This is a genomic window from Streptomyces lacaronensis, from assembly GCF_047337785.1.
GTDB classification, from domain to species: Bacteria; Actinomycetota; Actinomycetes; order Streptomycetales; family Streptomycetaceae; genus Streptomyces; species Streptomyces lycopersici.
The window spans coordinates 7,068,174-7,085,319 of the sequence record NZ_JBLHDK010000003.1; the positions used below are offsets into that span (position 1 = coordinate 7,068,174).

At 70.5% G+C, this 17,146-nt stretch carries 16 protein-coding genes; 14 read left to right on the forward strand and 2 right to left on the reverse strand.

Annotated elements, in window-relative coordinates:
- The first annotated feature begins 110 nt into the window (after nt 1-110).
- From ACMTAK_RS30690 to ACMTAK_RS30715, 6 genes are all read left to right on the forward strand, one after another.
- Nucleotides 111-1,511: a nitrate/nitrite transporter gene (locus ACMTAK_RS30690; RefSeq protein ID WP_413809174.1), complete on the forward strand. Its 1,401-nt coding sequence runs from the start codon at nt 111-113 to the stop codon at nt 1,509-1,511.
- A 185-nt stretch (nt 1,512-1,696) separates the two neighbouring features.
- Entirely contained in the window at nt 1,697-2,863 is a 1,167-nt protein-coding gene (locus tag ACMTAK_RS30695) for a uroporphyrinogen-III synthase (RefSeq protein ID WP_413809175.1), read from the forward strand.
- Between the two features lie 254 nt (nt 2,864-3,117).
- The gene (locus ACMTAK_RS30700; RefSeq protein ID WP_413809176.1) at nt 3,118-3,720 is read left to right on the forward strand and encodes a CGNR zinc finger domain-containing protein; all 603 of its coding nucleotides are present in this window, start codon (nt 3,118-3,120) and stop codon (nt 3,718-3,720) included.
- A 272-nt stretch (nt 3,721-3,992) separates the two neighbouring features.
- On the forward strand, nt 3,993-4,514 hold the full coding sequence (locus ACMTAK_RS30705; protein WP_020870913.1) for a sigma-70 family RNA polymerase sigma factor: 522 nt from the start codon (nt 3,993-3,995) through the stop codon (nt 4,512-4,514).
- On the forward strand, nt 4,511-5,275 hold the full coding sequence (locus tag ACMTAK_RS30710; protein WP_413809177.1) for an anti-sigma factor family protein: 765 nt from the start codon (nt 4,511-4,513) through the stop codon (nt 5,273-5,275). The genes ACMTAK_RS30705 and ACMTAK_RS30710 overlap by 4 nt, the downstream gene beginning before the upstream one ends.
- A 63-nt stretch (nt 5,276-5,338) precedes the next feature.
- Nucleotides 5,339-7,828, forward strand: coding sequence for a HelD family protein (locus ACMTAK_RS30715; RefSeq protein WP_413809178.1), 2,490 nt, complete (start codon nt 5,339-5,341; stop codon nt 7,826-7,828).
- A gap of 233 nt (nt 7,829-8,061) precedes the next feature.
- Here ACMTAK_RS30715 and ACMTAK_RS30720 read toward each other — a convergent pair whose 3' ends face one another.
- Nucleotides 8,062-8,271, reverse strand: coding sequence for a cold-shock protein (locus ACMTAK_RS30720; RefSeq protein WP_020870916.1), 210 nt, complete (start codon nt 8,269-8,271; stop codon nt 8,062-8,064).
- A 279-nt stretch (nt 8,272-8,550) separates the two neighbouring features.
- Here ACMTAK_RS30720 and ACMTAK_RS30725 point away from each other — a divergent pair, with 279 nt between their 5' ends.
- Together ACMTAK_RS30725 and ACMTAK_RS30730 are read left to right on the forward strand one after the other, a co-directional pair.
- A complete protein-coding gene (locus ACMTAK_RS30725; RefSeq protein WP_413809179.1) occupies nt 8,551-9,972 on the forward strand; it encodes an NAD-dependent malic enzyme in 1,422 nt (473 codons plus the stop codon).
- 255 nt (nt 9,973-10,227) lie between these two features.
- A complete protein-coding gene (locus ACMTAK_RS30730) occupies nt 10,228-10,509 on the forward strand; it encodes an HU family DNA-binding protein (protein ID WP_009717479.1) in 282 nt (93 codons plus the stop codon).
- Between the two features lie 139 nt (nt 10,510-10,648).
- On the opposite strand, the gene murA is transcribed toward ACMTAK_RS30730, so the two are convergent.
- Entirely contained in the window at nt 10,649-11,992 is a 1,344-nt protein-coding gene (gene murA / locus ACMTAK_RS30735; RefSeq protein WP_020870918.1) for a UDP-N-acetylglucosamine 1-carboxyvinyltransferase, read from the reverse strand.
- A 255-nt stretch (nt 11,993-12,247) separates the two neighbouring features.
- On the opposite strand from murA, the gene ACMTAK_RS30740 reads away from it, so the two are divergent.
- From ACMTAK_RS30740 to ACMTAK_RS30765, 6 genes are all read left to right on the forward strand, one after another.
- On the forward strand, nt 12,248-12,835 hold the full coding sequence (locus tag ACMTAK_RS30740; protein ID WP_413809180.1) for a YqgE/AlgH family protein: 588 nt from the start codon (nt 12,248-12,250) through the stop codon (nt 12,833-12,835).
- Nucleotides 12,836-12,856: 21 nt separating this feature from the next.
- The gene (locus tag ACMTAK_RS30745) at nt 12,857-13,144 is read left to right on the forward strand and encodes a DUF3039 domain-containing protein (RefSeq protein ID WP_075200572.1); all 288 of its coding nucleotides are present in this window, start codon (nt 12,857-12,859) and stop codon (nt 13,142-13,144) included.
- 146 nt (nt 13,145-13,290) lie between these two features.
- Nucleotides 13,291-13,698: a recombinase family protein gene (locus ACMTAK_RS30750; protein ID WP_413101512.1), complete on the forward strand. Its 408-nt coding sequence runs from the start codon at nt 13,291-13,293 to the stop codon at nt 13,696-13,698.
- Nucleotides 13,699-13,855: 157 nt separating this feature from the next.
- Nucleotides 13,856-15,193, forward strand: a complete 1,338-nt coding sequence (locus ACMTAK_RS30755) for an extracellular solute-binding protein (RefSeq protein WP_413809181.1) — start codon at nt 13,856-13,858, stop codon at nt 15,191-15,193.
- Nucleotides 15,190-16,188 (forward strand): carbohydrate ABC transporter permease, encoded by a 999-nt coding sequence (locus ACMTAK_RS30760; protein WP_413809182.1) that lies wholly within the window; start codon nt 15,190-15,192, stop codon nt 16,186-16,188. Before ACMTAK_RS30755 ends, ACMTAK_RS30760 begins: the two co-directional genes overlap by 4 nt.
- Nucleotides 16,185-17,054, forward strand: coding sequence for a carbohydrate ABC transporter permease (locus ACMTAK_RS30765; protein WP_413809183.1), 870 nt, complete (start codon nt 16,185-16,187; stop codon nt 17,052-17,054). The genes ACMTAK_RS30760 and ACMTAK_RS30765 overlap by 4 nt, the downstream gene beginning before the upstream one ends.
- Nucleotides 17,055-17,146 lie beyond the last annotated feature (92 nt).

Consider the following 17,146-nt stretch of genomic DNA (forward strand, 5'->3'; position numbering starts at 1 on the left):
CACCCGGCCCGCCGGGTGAGAGCAAGGTTTCGTCCACGTCACCTGCCGCCACAGCCCGGAAATCCGCCGTCCCTACCGTCAGTGGCGACACCGAGAACTGTGGAGGCGTGATGACTGCCCCGACCACCACCGCCGCGCGCAAAGGGGGCCGCTGGATCGAGCAGTGGGACCCGGAGGACGAGAGCTTCTGGAGGGAGAAGGGGGAGCGGATCGCCACCCGGAATCTGATCTTCTCCATCGTCTCCGAGCACATAGGGTTCTCCATCTGGAGCCTGTGGTCGGTGATGGTGCTGTTCATGGGGCCGGAGTACGGCGTCGACCCGGCCGGGAAGTTCTTCCTGGTCGCGATGCCCACCCTGGTCGGCGGGGTGCTGCGGGTGCCGTACACCTTCGCGGTCGCGCGGTTCGGCGGGCGCAACTGGACGATCATCAGCGCGGGGCTGCTGCTCGTGCCCTCGATCACCGCCGCCGTGCTGATGGAGCCCGGGACCTCGTACACCACCTTCATGGTGGTCGCGGCGCTCACCGGGGTCGGCGGCGGCAACTTCGCCTCGTCCATGACCAACATCAACTCCTTCTACCCGCTGCGCAGGAAGGGCTGGGCGCTCGGGCTCAACGCGGGCGGCGGCAACATCGGCGTCCCCGTGATCCAGCTGATCGGCCTGCTGGTGATCGGCACCGCCGGGGCGGCCCATCCGCGGCTCGTGCTCGCCGTCTACATCCCGCTGATCGTGGTCGCGGTCGCGCTCTCGGCGTTGTTCATGGACAACCTGGCGCCGGTGCGCAACGACACCGGGGCGGCCAAGGAGGCGGCGCGGGACGCCCACACCTGGATCATGTCGCTGCTCTACATCGGTACCTTCGGCTCGTTCATCGGCTACAGCTTCGCCTTCGGGCTCGTGCTGCAGAACCAGTTCGACCGCACCCCGCTCCAGGCCGCCTCGCTCACCTTCATCGGCCCGCTGCTCGGGTCGCTCATCCGGCCCGTCGGCGGCCGGCTCGCCGACGCCCACGGCGGTGCGAAGATCACGCTGTGGACCTTCGCCGCCATGGCCGCCGCGACCGTCGTGGTCGTCTACGCCTCCGCGCAGAAGTCGCTGTCCGTCTTCCTGGTCGGCTTCATCGCCCTCTTCGTCCTCAGCGGGCTCGGCAACGGCTCCACCTTCAAGATGATCCCCGGCATCTTCCAGGCGAAGGCCGTGGCCCGCGGTCTGACCGGCGAGGATGCCGCGGCCTACGGGCGGCGGCTGTCGGGCGCGGCGATGGGGCTGATCGGAGCGGTCGGCGCGCTCGGCGGGCTCGGGATCAACCTCGCCTTCCGGGAGTCGTTCGCGGGCGCCCACTCCGGTACCCCCGCCTTCGTCTCCTTCCTCGGCTTCTACGCGGTGTGCTCCGCGGTCACCTGGGCCGTATACCTCCGTGGCGCCCGCCGCCCGGCCGCGGTGTCCGCCGCGCAGGCGGGTGCGCATGATCCGCGGTCGGAGCGGCAACCCGCCTACGTGGACGTCTGAGCAGTCCGCACGGGCGTCCCGGCGGCCCGGGGCGTACGGTCGGCCGGGGAAGCTCCTGGCCGACCACTCCGTTACGCCTGGGAAACCTCCGCGAACCGCCACCGACACGGGATGGCGACAGGATGCGGAACCGAAGGCGCCCATATGCGAGTGAATCGGGAGACCGGAAGATCGGGACGAGAGCCATGCACCGAGAACAGACCGGAGCCGCGGGCGAAGAGGTGCCCGTCGGCCCTCTCGCCGGATTCACCGTGGGAGTCACCGCCGCGCGCCGCGCGGATGAGCTCGGCGCCCTGCTGCGGCGCCGCGGCGCGGAGGTGATGCACGCGCCCGCGCTGCGGATCGTGCCACTCGCCGACGACTCCGAACTCCTCGCCGCCACCAAGCAGTTGATCGACAGCGCCCCGGATGTCGTGGTCGCCACCACCGCCATCGGCTTCCGCGGCTGGGTCGAGGCCGCCGACGGCTGGGGCCTGGGCGACGCCCTGCTCGACCGGCTGCGCGAGGTGCGGCTGCTGGCCCGCGGGCCCAAGGTGCGCGGGGCGATCCGCGCCGCCGGACTCACCGAGGAGTGGTACCCGGCCTCCGAGTCGATGGCCGAGGTGCTCGAGCGGCTGCTGGAGGAGGGCATCGAGGGCCACCGCGTCGCCGTCCAGCTGCACGGCGAGCCGCTGCCCGGCTTTGTCGAGTCGCTGCGGGCCGGGGGAGCGGAGGTGGTCGGGGTTCCGGTGTACCGCTGGATGCCACCGGAGGACATCGGGCCGGTGGACCGGCTGCTGGACGCGACGGTGGCCCGCGCCCTGGATGCCGTCACCTTCACGAGCGCGCCCGCCGCCGCGAGCCTGCTGGACCGGGCGGAGCGGCGCGGGATGCGCGAGGAGCTGCTGGACGCGCTCCGCCATGATGTGCTGCCCGCGTGCGTGGGGCCGGTCACCGCGCTGCCGCTGGAGGCCCACGACATTCCCACCTCCCAGCCCGAACGGTTCCGGCTCGGGCCGCTGGTGCAGCTGCTGACCGCGGAACTTCCGGGGCGGGTGCGGCCGTTGCCGGTCGCCGGGCGGCGGCTGGAGATCCGTGGCCACGCGGCGGTCGTGGACGGGGAGCTGCGCACGGTGCCGCCCGCCGGGATGGCGTTGCTGCGGACCCTGGCCCGGCGGCCCGGCTGGGTCGTGGCGCGGTCGGAGCTGCTGCGGTCGTTGCCGGGGGCCGGGCGTGATGAGCATGCGGTGGAGACGGCGATGGCTCGGCTGCGGACGGCTCTTGGCTCGCCGAAGCTGATCCAGACGGTGGTCAAGCGGGGGTACCGGCTGGCGCTCGATCCGTCGGCCGACACGAAGTACGGGGGCGAGTAGCCGTTGTTGTCGGGGCTCTGCCCCGGGCCCTGCTCCTCAAGCGCCGGAGGGGCTGAAACATGGGGTTCCGCCCCTGACCCCGCTCCTCGAACGCCGGAGGGGCTGGAGTTCCGCCGGAGGGGCTGGGGCGCGGGCTCGTGAAGGTTCGCCGGGCGTTTGCCCGGAGCCTGGTCCTGGGGGGTTACGGGTCATACGCGGGGCGGGCACTCTGAAGGGTGACCGGATCGGGCCTTCCCCGAAGGAGTGACGGGAACATGGCGTCGGCGTCGGCCTACGACCTGCGGTTCGACTCGGGGCGGATCTGCCTGGACCTGGTGGCCACGGTCGGCGGCCGGCTCAGCGAGGCGCCCGTCGAGCGGCTCGGCGGGGTGGAACCCCTCAAGGCGTGGCTGCTGGGTGCCGGGCTGGTGCCCGGTGGCACCTCGCTCGAGGCCGTGGACCACCGCTGGCTCATCCGCTTCCGGGCCGCCCGCGACCTGCTGCACCGCATCGTCCACACCGAGGTCGAGGGCCATGCCGCGGCCGCCGATCTGGAGCGGATGAACGCGCTGGCCGCCACCGCCCCGCCCGCCCTGCGCGCCGTACGGACCCCCGACGGCACCCTGGTCCGTGCCCTCGCCGGAAAGGCGGACTGCGGTGCGCTGCTCTCCCAGATCGCCCGGGACGCGGTGCAGTTGCTCACCGACCCGGTGGCGCGCGGCCAGTTGCGGCGCTGTGAGGGGGAGACCTGCTCGCTGGTCTACCTCGACACCTCGCGCGGCCGCCGCAGGCGCTGGTGCTCCAGCGAAGTCTGCGGAAACCGCGAGCGAGTTGCCCGTCACCGCCGCCGGGTAAACCCAAGCATCAGCAAAGCATGAGCGATATTCAGTCATGACCCGGACACCCCCCGGACATGACGCAGGCCCCGGATGGGGGGGCCGGGGCCTGCGGGGCGGATTTGGGGAGGGAGCCCTTCCTGGTAGCCGGCGCCCGCCCGGCGTCGGCCTTACTCGGACTCAAGTACGCACCGCACAGCGGGAGATGTTCAACCCGGGAATGGGATGTACATCACACGGTGGACGATGAACGGCGAGCGTTTCCAGCCCGTACCCCCCTCGACCCGGCGGCTTGCGTACGCAAAGATGCCCTCGTGACCGAGAGGACGACACCGGACGACGCGCTCATGCGCGCGCTCTACGCGGAGCACGCAGGCCCGCTTCTCGCCTTCGTCCTGCGCCTGGTCGCGGGCGACCGGCACCGCGCCGAGGACGTGGTCCAGGAGACCCTCCTGCGCGCCTGGCGCAACGCCGACCAACTGCGGCGCTCCGGAGGATCGGTACGACCCTGGCTGGTGACCGTGGCCCGCCGCATCGTCATCGACGGCCACCGCCAACGCCGCGCACGCCCCCACGAAGTGGACGCGGCGCCGCTCCATGTGATGCCCGCCGCGGACGACATCGACCGCGCATTGCGCCAGATGACCATTTCTGACGCGTTGAATGACCTCACCGACGCACATAGAGCGGCGCTCGTCGAGACATACTTCAAGGGACGGACGGTGAGTGAGGCGGCCGAAGTGCTGGGCGTTCCCGCCGGGACGGTGAGGTCCCGGGTCTTCTACGCGCTGCGCTCCCTGAAGCTCTCGCTCGAGGAACGGGGGGTCACGGCATGATGCCGGCAGCGGACGACCAGCAGCACACCGCGGTCGGCGCCTATGCGCTCGGGGTGCTCGACCCCGCCGACGCGGCGCGCTTCGAGGACCACCTCATCGGGTGTGAGCGGTGCGCCGCCGAGCTCGACGAGCTGATGGGCCTCCCGCCGCTGCTGGCCGAGTTCGCCACCGCCGCCGACGGCACCGCGCTCCCGGATCCGGCGGTGGTCACCGCCCGCCCGGGGCCCGAACTGCTCGACCGGCTGATGGACGACGTCGCGGTGAGTCGCAAAGCCTCCGGCAGACGGCGTCTCTTCCTCGTCGCCGCGGCCGCCGTCCTCATCGTCGGCGGCCCGCTCGCGGGAGCGGCCATCACCGCGGGCTCCGACGACGGCGGGGGCAAGGACCAGGCGGTGGTCTCCTCCTCCAAGCAGGTGTACGACCAGGGCGAGAAGTTCAGCTCGGTCGACCCCGTCACCAAGGTGGACGCCTCCGTCTCGCTCCAGCAGAAGGGGTGGGGCACCTCCGTCGCCCTCAAGCTGGGCAACCTGAAGGGGCCGCGCACCTGTGACCTGGTCGCCATCGGCAAGGACGGCCACGAGGAGACCATCACCACCTGGGCCGTGCCCACCTCGGGCTACGGCGTCAAGGACGGGGACGGCTCCCGCTGGAGCAAGGAGCCGCTCTACGCCCAGGGCGGCGCCGCCATGAACACCGACGACATCGAGCGGTTCGAGGTCCGCACCCTGGACGGCCAGCGCCTGGCCCAGGTCAGGCTCTGAGAAACCCCCTCGCTTCAGGTGTACGGTTAACGGCTGCCCTTAAGAACACAGAAGGGGGCCTGGGTGGCCGCGCAGAACGCCACGCATGACGACCGGACGGCACCGCGGGAGGACCGCGGGGACGGGGTCCGGGACAGCGAGATCCGGATCGAACAGGCGCATCTGGACCGGGTGTACCACCGCCTCGCGGAGAAGATCCACGAGGCGGAGTTCCTCATGGACGACGCCGCCAAGCGCGGTCAGGTGGGCACGCCCGGCGCGCTCGCCGAACGGGACGCCCAGGTCTTCCGGGCCGGGGTCCACCTCAACCGGCTGAACAGCGAGTTCGAGGACTTCCTCTTCGGCCGCATCGATCTGCTGCCGGGCAAGGACGGACGGCGCGGCCCCGACGGCGCCTACACCTCCGTGGAGCCCGCCGACGACGCCATCCGCACCGGCCCGGACGGCGACCGCGCGGAGATCGCCGAAACGTTGCACATCGGCCGCATCGGCGTCCTGGACGCCGACTACGCCCCGCTGGTGATCGACTGGCGGGCGCCCGCCGCCGCGCCCTTCTACCGCTCCACCCCGGTCGCCCCCGGCCGCGTCGTCCGCCGCCGGGTGATCCGCAGCAAGGGCCGCCGGGTGCTCGGCGTCGAGGACGACCTGCTGCGCCCGGAGCTCAGCGCCACCCTCGACGGCGGGGCGCTGCCGGTGGTCGGCGACGGCGCGCTGATGGCCGCGCTCGGCCAGGCCCGCGGCCACACCATGCGCGACATCGTGGCCTCCATCCAGGCCGAGCAGGACCAGGTGATCCGCGCCCCCGCCGCCTCCATCACCGAGGTCGAGGGCGGCCCCGGCACCGGCAAGACGGCGGTCGCGCTGCACCGCGCGGCGTACCTGCTCTACCAGGACCGGCGGCGCTACGCGGGCGGCATCCTCGTGGTCAGCCCCACCCCGCTGCTGGTCGCCTACACCGAGGGCGTACTGCCCTCGCTGGGCGAGGAGGGCCAAGTGGCCATCCGGGCGGTGGGCTCGCTGGTGGAGGGCGCCGAGGCCACCACGTACGACACCCCCGCCGTGGCCCGCGTCAAGGGCTCGTCCCGGATGGTGAAGGTGCTGCGCAAGGCCGCGCGCGGCGCGCTGGAGCTGCCGCGCGGAGCCGCCGCGCCCGCCGGTTCGGCCCCTTCGTCGTCATCGGCTCCGTCCTCGTCGTCCGACGATGGCCAGCTGACGCTGGACGGGGCGCTGGAGGCCCGCGGCGGCAGACCCGGTGCGGCCCCCGGGGCCAGACCCGGCGGCCCGCCCGAGCGGCTGCGCGTGGTCGCCTTCGGCGCCCGGATCGAGCTGGGCGCCGATGAACTGCGCACCATCCGCCAGAATGTGCTGGGCGGCACCGCGCCCGTCAATCTCCTGCGCCCCCGCGCCCGACGGCTGCTCCTGGACGCGCTGTGGACCCGCTCCGGCGCCCCCAGGCGGTACACCGACCCCGAGCTGGCCGCCGAGGCGCGCGAGGGCTTCGACGAGGACATCTCCTCCGAGGACTCCTTCCATGAGTTCCTCGACGCCTGGTGGCCCGAGCTCACCCCCCGCTCCGTCCTCGCCGCCATGGCCGATGAGAAGCGGCTGAACCGCTGGTCACGGCGGGTGCTCAACCCCCGCGAGGTCCGCCAGGTGGCCCGGTCGCTGGCCCGGCTCGGCCCGGACGGGCAGGGCCCGCTGTCGGTCCACGACGTGGCGCTGCTGGACGAGCTGACCAACCTCCTCGGCACCCCCGCCCGCCCCGCGGCCCCCCGCGAGGCCGATCCGCTGGACCATCTCACCGGTCTGGACGAGCTGACCACCTACGCCGACCGGGTCAGCCCCCGCCGCAGCCGTGCCGAGCGGGCCGAGCGGGAGCGCGCCGACTACGCCCATGTGATCGTCGACGAGGCGCAGGACCTCACCCCGATGCAGTGGCGGATGATCGGACGGCGCGGCCGCCACGCCACCTGGACGGTCGTCGGCGACCCGGCTCAGAGCTCCTGGTCCGACCCGGACGAGGCGGGGCGGGCCCGGGACGAGGCGCTCGGCAGCCGTCCGCGCCGCCGCTTCACCCTCACCGTCAACTACCGCAACCCCGCGGAGATCGCCGAACTGGCCACCAAGGTCCTCACCCTCGCCATGCCCGGCACCCCGGCCCCCGAGGCGGTCCGCTCCACGGGCGTGGCGCCGCGCTTCGTACCGGGCGCGGACGGCGACCTCGGCGCGGCCGCGCGCCGCGAGGCGGTCCGGCTGCTGGACGAGGTGGACGGCACCGTCGGCGTCGTCGTCGCGATGAACCGGCGCGCCCAGGCCCGTCAGTGGCTGACGGGCCTGGGCGACCGGGTGGTGGCGCTGGGCAGCCTGGAGGCGAAGGGGCTGGAGTACGACGCGACGGTGGTGGTCTCGCCCGCCGAGATCGCCGACGAGTCCCCGGCGGGGCTCCGGGTGCTGTACGTGGCGCTCACCCGCGCCACCCAGCGGCTGACGGTGGTCTCGGGCGACCGCGACGAGCCGGACGGCAACGCCGTCCCGGACCTGCTGCGGGACTGACCACCACCCCGGCCGGAGGACCCCCGCGCCCGGTGCTCGGAGGGCCTCCAAAATCCACCCCCCGGGAGGGGAATCCCTTCCCGGGCCTGTTTGTTAGCCTTGATGTGGCACCGGCCCGATCCAAGCCCCCGGGCCCAACCTTCGTCGCTTCGAGCGACCACTTGCCGCGAGGCGAGCATGGCGGGTCGGTGCCACCTTTCAACTCTTCCGCAAGAGGTCCGCGCCCGGCGACATCAGCCGCCCAGGACGCGGACCTCTTCCGCTTGGGGGCCCTTGCGGCCCTGCACGATCTGGAATTCGACCCGCTGCTCGTCGACCAGGCTGCGGTAGCCGCTGCCGTCGATCGAGCTGTAGTGGACGAAGACATCCGGTCCGCCGTCCTCCTGGGCGATGAAGCCGTAGCCCTTCTCGGCGTTGAACCACTTCACGGTGCCCTGAGCCATGCCCGCGCTCCTCGTTGTCTCTTCCTCGGCGTCCTTACGACGCTGTAGCGCGCCAGAGCCTAGGGCGGCGGCTGCGGCGGACGGCCCGCCTCGCCAGGCGTTCCCGCGAAGGAGTGGGGCTTTCCACTCGCCTGACCCCACTCTGCTATGTCAGAACAATATGTCCGAAAGTCGGGCCGGGTTACCCCGTACCCAGAGGTAGGTGTAACCATCTGAGGACGTGGCCCGGCATCCCGAGGCCCGGAGAGCATGAACAAGGGAAAGCAGAGGAAGCAGGCCATGGCAACGGCGCCCAGCGTCTCGTACTCGATGACGGTCCGGCTGGAGGTGCCCGCGAGCGGAACCGCGGTCAGCCAGCTGACCACGGCCGTGGAGTCCTCCGGTGGCTCGGTAACGGGCCTCGATGTGACCGCCTCCGGCCACGAGAAGCTCCGTATCGACGTGACCATCGCCGCGACCTCGACCGCGCACGCCCAGGAGATCGTGGAGAAGCTGCGGGGCATCGAGGGTGTCTCGCTCGGCAAGGTCTCCGACCGTACGTTCCTGATGCACCTCGGCGGCAAGATCGAGATGTCGTCGAAACACCCCATCCGCAACCGTGACGACCTCTCCATGGTCTACACCCCGGGCGTGGCCCGGGTCTGCCAGGCCATCGCGGACAACCCCGAGGACGCCCGCCGCCTCACCATCAAGCGCAACAGTGTGGCCGTCGTCACCGACGGTTCCGCGGTGCTCGGCCTCGGCAACATCGGCCCCAAGGCCGCCCTGCCGGTCATGGAGGGCAAGGCGGCCCTCTTCAAGCGGTTCGCGGGCATCGACGCCTGGCCGCTCTGCCTGGACACCCAGGACACCGACGAGATCGTCGCGATCGTGAAGGCCATCGCCCCCGGCTTCGCGGGGATCAACCTGGAGGACATCTCCGCTCCCCGCTGCTTCGAGATCGAGGCGCGGCTGCGCGAGGCCGTGGACATCCCGGTCTTCCACGACGACCAGCACGGCACCGCGATCGTGGTGCTGGCCGCCCTCACCAACGCGCTGCGGGTGGTCGACAAGAAGATCGAGGATGTGAGGGTCGTCATGTCCGGCGCGGGCGCCGCCGGCACGGCCATCCTGCGGCTGCTGATCGCCGCGGGCGTGCGGCACGCGGTGGTGGCCGACATCCACGGTGTGGTGCACGCCGGGCGCCAGGATCTGGTCTCCGCCGACCCGGAGTCCCCGCTGCGCTGGATCGCGGACAACACCAACCCGGAGGGCGTCACGGGCACCCTGCGCGAGGCCGTGCGGGACGCGGACGTGTTCATCGGTGTCTCGGCCCCGAACGTGCTCTCCGGCGACGACGTGGCCGCCATGGCGGACGGCGCGATCGTCTTCGCACTGGCCAATCCGGACCCCGAGGTGGACCCGGCGATCGCCCGCCAGACCGCGGCCGTGGTCGCCACCGGACGCTCGGACTTCCCGAACCAGATCAACAATGTCCTGGTGTTCCCGGGCGTTTTCCGTGGTTTGCTGGACGCGCAGTCGCGTACGGTGAACACCGAGATGATGCTGGCTGCCGCCGGTGCGCTCGCCGACGTCGTCCACGACGACGAGCTCAATGCCAACTACATCATTCCGAGCGTCTTCAACGACAAGGTCGCGGGGGCGGTCGCCGGGGCCGTGCGAGACGCGGCCCGCGCTGTGACCGGTACCACTGCGGTCTAGGCGGGGCACGGCGCGTCGCGCGCTCCGGGGTCCCGGGAGCCGCCATAGGGTGGCGGACAGAAAAACGACCGCCACGGCGCTTTTCGTGTGACTCTCCAGGGCTCCGGATTGGCATTCCCGCCACAGGTGGGGGCAGGATGCGTTCCGGGCGCGAGGGTCTGAACAGCAGACCCGGGTCCGGGGACTGTCCGAGGGCCCTGGCAGCATCGGCTTCGATCTCACGCCTCATTGGCAAGATGAACACGGGAGTACAACATGAACCGCAGTGAGCTGGTGGCCGCTCTGTCCGAGCGCGCCGAGGTGACCCGAAAGGACGCCGACGCCGTGCTGGCCGCCCTCGCCGAGGTGACTGGTGAGGTCGTCGCGAAGGGCGACGAGAAGGTCACCATCCCCGGCTTCCTGACCTTCGAGCGCACCCACCGTGCCGCTCGCACCGCGCGCAACCCGCAGACCGGTGAGCCGATCGAGATCCCGGCCGGCTACAGCGTGAAGGTGTCCGCGGGCTCCAAGCTCAAGGAAGCCGCCAAGGGCAAGTAAGCCCCCGCGAATGAGAGGGGCGGCCACCCCGGGAGGGTGGCCGCCCCTTTGGCGCTCCTACGGGCCCTGAGGCCCGTCCACGAGCCGATACGAGGCCCCCGGAGGCTCTACAACGGCGTTGCCGCCGCCAGGGCGCTCGCTACACGGCGTTGCCGCCGCCCGGGAGCTCCACCTTCGCGCCGAGCTCGACCAATTTCTCCATGAAGTTCTCGTAGCCGCGGTTGATCAGGTCGATGCCGTGGACCCGCGAGGTGCCCTGGGCGGCCAGGGCCGCGATCAGGTAGGAGAAGCCGCCGCGGAGGTCGGGGATGACCAGGTCGGAGCCCTGGAGCTTGGTGGGTCCCGAGACGACCGCGGAGTGCAGGAAGTTGCGCTGGCCGAACCGGCACGCGGAGCCGCCCAGGCATTCGCGGTAGAGCTGGATGTGCGCGCCCATCTGGTTGAGCGCCGAGGTGAAGCCCAGCCGGGACTCGTAGACCGTCTCGTGGACGATGGACAGGCCCGACGCCTGGGTCAGGGCCACCACCAGCGGCTGCTGCCAGTCCGTCTGGAAGCCGGGGTGGACGTCGGTCTCCAGGGCGATCGCGTTGAGCTTGCCGCCCGGGTGCCAGAACCGTATGCCCTCGTCCCCGATGTCGAAGGCGCCGCCGACCTTGCGGTAGGTGTTCAGGAAGGTCATCATCTCGCGCTGGCGGGCGCCGCGCACATAGATGCCGCCCTCGGTGGCCAGCGCCGCGCTCGCCCAGGAGGCGGCCTCCAGGCGGTCCGGGAGGGCGCGGTGGTTGTAGCCGCCGAGCTGGTCGACACCGGTGATCCGGATCGTGCGGTCGGTGTCCATGGAGATGATGGCGCCCATCTTCTGCAGTACGCAGATGAGGTCCTCGATCTCCGGCTCGACCGCCGCGTTGGAGAGTTCCGTCACACCCTCGGCGAGCACCGCCGTCAGCAGCACCTGCTCGGTGGAGCCCACCGACGGGTACGGCAGCCGGATCTTGGTGCCGCGCAGCCGGTGCGGGGCCTCCAGGTACTGGCCGTCCGCCCGCTTCTCGATCGTCGCCCCGAACTGGCGCAGCACATCGAAGTGGAAGTCGATCGGCCGACCGCCGATGTCGCAGCCGCCCAGGCCCGGGATGAAGGCGTGGCCGAGGCGGTGCAGCAGCGGACCGCAGAAGAGGATCGGGATCCGCGAGGAGCCCGCGTGTGCGTCGATGTCGGCGACATTGGCGCTCTCCACATGCGTGGGATCGAGCACCAGCTCACCGGACTCGTCGCCGGGGCGCACCGTCACGCCGTGCAGCTGCAGCAGCCCGCGCACCACCCGCACATCGCGGATGTCGGGGACGTTGCGCAGCCTGCTGGGCGCACTGCCGAGCAGGGCGGCCACCATGGCCTTCGGCACGAGGTTCTTCGCGCCGCGGACACGGATCTCGCCTTCGAGCGGGGTGCCGCCATGGACGAGCAGGACATCGTTCGAGCGGGTCATCTGGTCTCGCGTTCCTGAGACGGGCAAGGGCCAAAAGGCACTAGGGCCAAAGGGCAAGAGTAATAGCCCCGGAGACCGCCTCCGTAAGGCTCTTGCACCCTTTGCGTCATCCCGTAGGCGACACAACACGTTCCGTTTCGATCGAAAGGCCCACAGTCACGTGCGCCGCGTCTGCTGTCTTGCGCCCCGACCTGCTCTCATACGGGACTCGACTTCCACTCCCCCTCCGGCCCGGATATGGGGGATCATGTGGCCATGACCGAGGTGTCCTCGCTCACAGGACGGCTGCTTGTCGCGACACCGGCGCTTGCTGACCCGAACTTCGACCGTGCGGTGGTGCTCCTCCTCGACCATGACGAGGAGGGCTCGCTCGGCGTGGTCCTGAACCGCCCGACCCCGGTGGGGGTGAGCGACATCCTGGAGTCGTGGGCCTCGCTGGCCGGGGAGCCGGGGGTGGTCTTCCAGGGCGGTCCGGTCTCGCTGGACTCGGCGCTGGGCGTGGCCGTCGTACCGGGCGAGTCGGGCCGGCCCTCGGCGCGCAGCGAGGACGGGCCACTCGGTTGGCGCAGAGTGCACGGCGCCATCGGCCTGGTGGACCTGGAGGCGCCGCCGGAGCTGCTGGCGGCGGCCGTGGGCTCGTTGCGCATCTTCGCCGGTTACGCGGGCTGGGGGCCCGGTCAGCTGGAGGACGAGCTCGCCGAGGGCGCGTGGTACGTGGTGGAGTCCGAGCCGGGTGACGTGTCCTCGCCCGCCCCCGAGCGGCTGTGGCGGTCGGTGCTGCGCCGCCAGCGCAGTGAGCTGGCCATGGTCGCCACGTATCCGGACGACCCTTCTCTCAACTAGGCATGAGTACCCTAGGGCTGTATGAGCACTCTTGAGCCCGAGCGCGGGGCAGGCACGGGGACCCTCGTTGAGCCGACACCGCAGGTGTCGCACGGTGACGGCGACCACGAGCGCTATGCCCACTATGTACAGAAAGACAAGATCATGGAGAGTGCCCTCTCCGGATCTCCCGTCGTCGCACTCTGCGGCAAGGTCTGGGTCCCGGGTCGTGACCCGAAGAAGTACCCGGTCTGTCCCATGTGCAAGGAGATCTTCGAGGGCATGGGCGCCGGCGGCGACAAGGGCAAGGACGGCGACGGCAAGAAGTAGCCGGTCCGTCGGCCCTGGGCGCTGACGAACAGCCTCGCGCGGACAGACGGCACGCCCGGCCCGCGATCCCGAGAGGGGTCGCGGGCCGGGCGTGCCGTGCCTCGTGCGCCCTGCCGCGCGCCGGACGGCCCCAGTAGGGTCGGCCCATGAGCGGGCGTACGGAGAACGGGGCGGCGCGGGCCGCCTATCTGGTGTTCGGGGCGCGTGAGGTCGACGAGCCCGAAGCGGAAGGCGCCAGCGCCTACTGCCAGTTCGAGAAGGACTGGGACGCCCAGCTGGAGCGGTGCGGGCGGCTGGCCGCCGAGCGGGGCTACCGGCTCTCCGGCGGCTGCGTGATGTCGGTCGCCCAGCCGACCCTTCCCAGACTCCTGGAGTGGGCGGAGGACCCGGGCGCCGATGTGGTGCTGGTGGCCAGCGACCGTGTTCTGGAGCGGTTCCGGAAGACCTGGCCCGACTGGGACCGGGTGGTCGAGCGCCTGGCGGAAGCGGGTGCGCGGGTGGAGGCCGTGCCGTATGTTGAACCCGCCTATCCGGGCGAGGAGTTGCCGCGCTAGCGCGAAGTTCCTTTTGTCGCGGAGTGCTTCGGCTCGCTTCATCACGAAGTGGTTCAGACCTCTTGTGGGGTCGCTCAAGGTTCCCTAGCCTCACGCCTATTGTGCTGAGCGAAACATGCGTTGCATTACGTGCAACGCCAAATGTTTAAGGGTCCTTATGAAGCCGTCCCATCTCTCTGTTTCGTCCCGGTTGTCCTCCCGTGTCACCGTGCCCGTGGTGGCACTCGCCCTGGCGGGGCTGGCCATGACCGGATGCGCCCCCTCCACCTCCGACAACAGCTCCAAGGAGGACGAGAAGAGCGGCAAGCTGCGTGTCTGGCTCTTCCAGGAGGTCAATAACGCGCCCAAGAAGAAGGTGATCGACGCGGCGGTCGCCGGCTTCGAGAAGGAGCACGACGGAACCGACGTCGAGGTGACCTACATTCCCATCGACACCCGGGCGCAGAAGATCAAGGCGGCTTTCAACGACCCCAAGAGCGCTCCCGACGTCATCGAGTTCGGCAACACCGACACCGCCGGCTATGTCAAGGACGGCGGGCTGCTGGACATCAGCAAGGAGTTCGGCGCCTGGGTCGACTCGACCAATATCGACCCCACCGCGAAGTACTCGCTGACCATCGGCGGCAAGGTCTACGGCGCCCCGCTCTTCGTCGGCGTACGGGCGCTGTACTACCGGACGGACGTCTTCAAGGAGCTCGACCTGGAGCCGCCGGCCACCCAGGACGAGTTGATTGCGACCGCGAAGAAGATCCGCTCGGAGCGGCCGGATCTGTACGGTCTCGCGGTGGGCGGCGCCTACACCTACGGCGCGATGCCCTTCATCTGGGCCAACGGCGGCGACCTCGCCGATGAGAGGGGCAAGTTCGGCTCCAACGAGTACGAGGCGGCCATCGACAGCGCCGACGCCCAGAAGGGCGTGAAGGCATACACCTCGCTCTTCGGCGACGACAACTGCCCGGCCGCCAAGTGCGCCCAGTGGGGCGGCAACGACACCGTCGAGGCGTTCGCCTCGGGCAAGGCGGCCATGGCGATCGGCGGCGACTTCAACCGCCAGGCCATCGAGGCGGGCAAGGCCAAGGGCAAGTACAAGGTCGTGCCGCTGCCGGGCGTGAAGAAGGGCGACATCGCACCGGCTTTCGCGGGCGGGAACAACCTCGGGGTGCTCAAGAGCACCTCGCACCGCACGATCGCCGTGGACCTGCTGAAGACGCTCGCCGGGAAGCAGACCCAGCGTGAGCTCTACGACGCCATGGGCTTCCTGCCCACCTTCACCGATGTGCGCGGCGACATCGCCCACAAGGACGCCTTCGTCAAGCCCTTCGTGAAGACCCTCAACGACAGCGCCAAGTTCGTCCCCGCCTCGCCCGGCTGGGCGGCCATCGACGCGCAACTCGTCCTGCCCACCATGTTCCAGGAGATCGTCAGCGGCCGTAAGAGCGTGCCGGCCGCCACCCAGGACGCCGCGAAGAAGATGGACGAGGCATTCGAGCAGTGAGCGCCGGCACCGCACAGCACGCCCGGCGAGCCCCCGCCAAGGGCCGCCGGTCCCGGCCGGGATCCACCGTCCCGGCCGGGCGCCGATCCGGGAAGGGGTCCCGGCGCGGCGCCTGGACCCCCTGGCTCTATCTCGCCCCGGCGCTCGTCGTCCTGGGCGGGCTGCTCGTCTACCCCATCTATCAGCTCGGTCTGATCTCCTTCCTGGAGTACACCCAGGCGCAGGTCAGCGGGGGTGAACCGACCACCTTCCAGGGGTTCGCCAACTACGCCGAGCTGTTCGGCGACAGCGAGTTCTGGAACGTCGCCGTCGCCACCCTGCTCTTCGCCGCCGTCTGCGTGGTCTCCACCCTCGCGGTCGGCTGTGCGCTGGCGGTGCTGCTGACGCGCGTACGGGCCATTCCGCGGCTGGCGCTGATGCTGGCCGCGCTCGGCGCCTGGGCCACCCCGGCGATCACCGGCTCGACGGTCTGGGTCTTCCTCTTCGACCCCGACTTCGGGCCGGTGAACAAGGTCCTGGTGTGGCTCGGCCTCTCCGGCTTCGAGAACTACTCCTGGACCTACGACCGCTACAGCGCCTTCGCCCTGGTGCTGTTCGAGGTCGTGTGGTGCTCGTTCCCGTTCGTGATGGTCACCGTCTACGCGGGCATCCGGGCCATCCCCGGCGAGGTGCTGGAGGCCGCCGCCCTGGACGGCGCCTCCACCTGGCGGATCTGGCGCACGATCATGGCGCCGATGCTGCGGCCGATCCTCGTCGTGGTGACCATCCAGTCCATCATCTGGGACTTCAAGGTCTTCACACAGATCTATGTGATGACCGACGGCGGCGGGATCGCGCGCCAGAACATGGTGCTCAACGTGTACGCGTACCAGAAGGCGTTCGCGTCCTCGCAGTACAGCCTGGGCTCGGCGATCGGCGTGGTGATGCTGCTGATCCTGCTGGCCGTCACCCTGGTCTATCTGCGGCTGCTGCGACGCCAGGGAGAAGAACTGTGAGCCACTCGCGCGTCTCGCTGCGCATCCGCCGTCCCTGGCGCTTCGCCGCCGAGGTCACCGCCCTCATCGTGGCGGCCGTGGTCGCCTTCCCGCTGTACTGGATGGTGCTCTCGGCCTTCAAGCCGGAGGGGGAGATCCAGTCCACCGAGCCCCGGCCGTGGACGGGGTCCCCGTCGCTGGACTCCTTCCGGCGCGTCTTCGAACAGCAGGATTTCGGGCGCTACTTCCTCAACAGCCTGTTCGTGGCCGGGGTGGTGGTGGTCGCCTCGGCGCTGATCGCCTTCCTGGCGGCCACGGCGGTCGCCCGCTTCAAGTTCCGCTTCCGCACCACCCTGCTGATCATGTTCCTGGTCGCCCAGATGGTGCCGATCGAGGCGCTGACCATCCCCATGTTCTTCCTGATGCGCGATCTGGGGGAGACGGTGCCCGGGGTGGGGCTCAACACCCTGGGCTCGCTGATCCTGCCGCATATCGCCTTCTCGCTGCCGTTCGCCATCTGGATGCTGCGCGGCTTCGTCAAGGCGGTGCCCGAGGCGCTGGAGGAGGCGGCCTATCTGGACGGGGCCAGCCGCTCCCGCTTCCTGTGGCAGATCCTCTTCCCCCTCGTCTTCCCCGGACTCGTGGCGACGAGCGTCTTCTCCTTCATCTCCGCCTGGAACGACTTCCTCTTCGCCAAGTCCTTCATCATCAGCGCGACCGAGAACTCCACCCTTCCGATGGCGCTGCTGGTCTTCTTCAAGGACGAGGGGAACGACTGGGGAGGGATCATGGCGGCGTCCACCGTCATGACCGTCCCCGTGCTGATCTTCTTCGTGCTCGTCCAGCGCCGGCTGGTCTCCGGCTTCGGCGGCGCGGTGAAGGACTGACGGGGACTGAGGGCTGACGAGTGCGGAGGGCTGACGGGTACTGAGGACCGACGAGCACTGACGAGAGCTGACGAGGGGCCGACAGGGGAGCA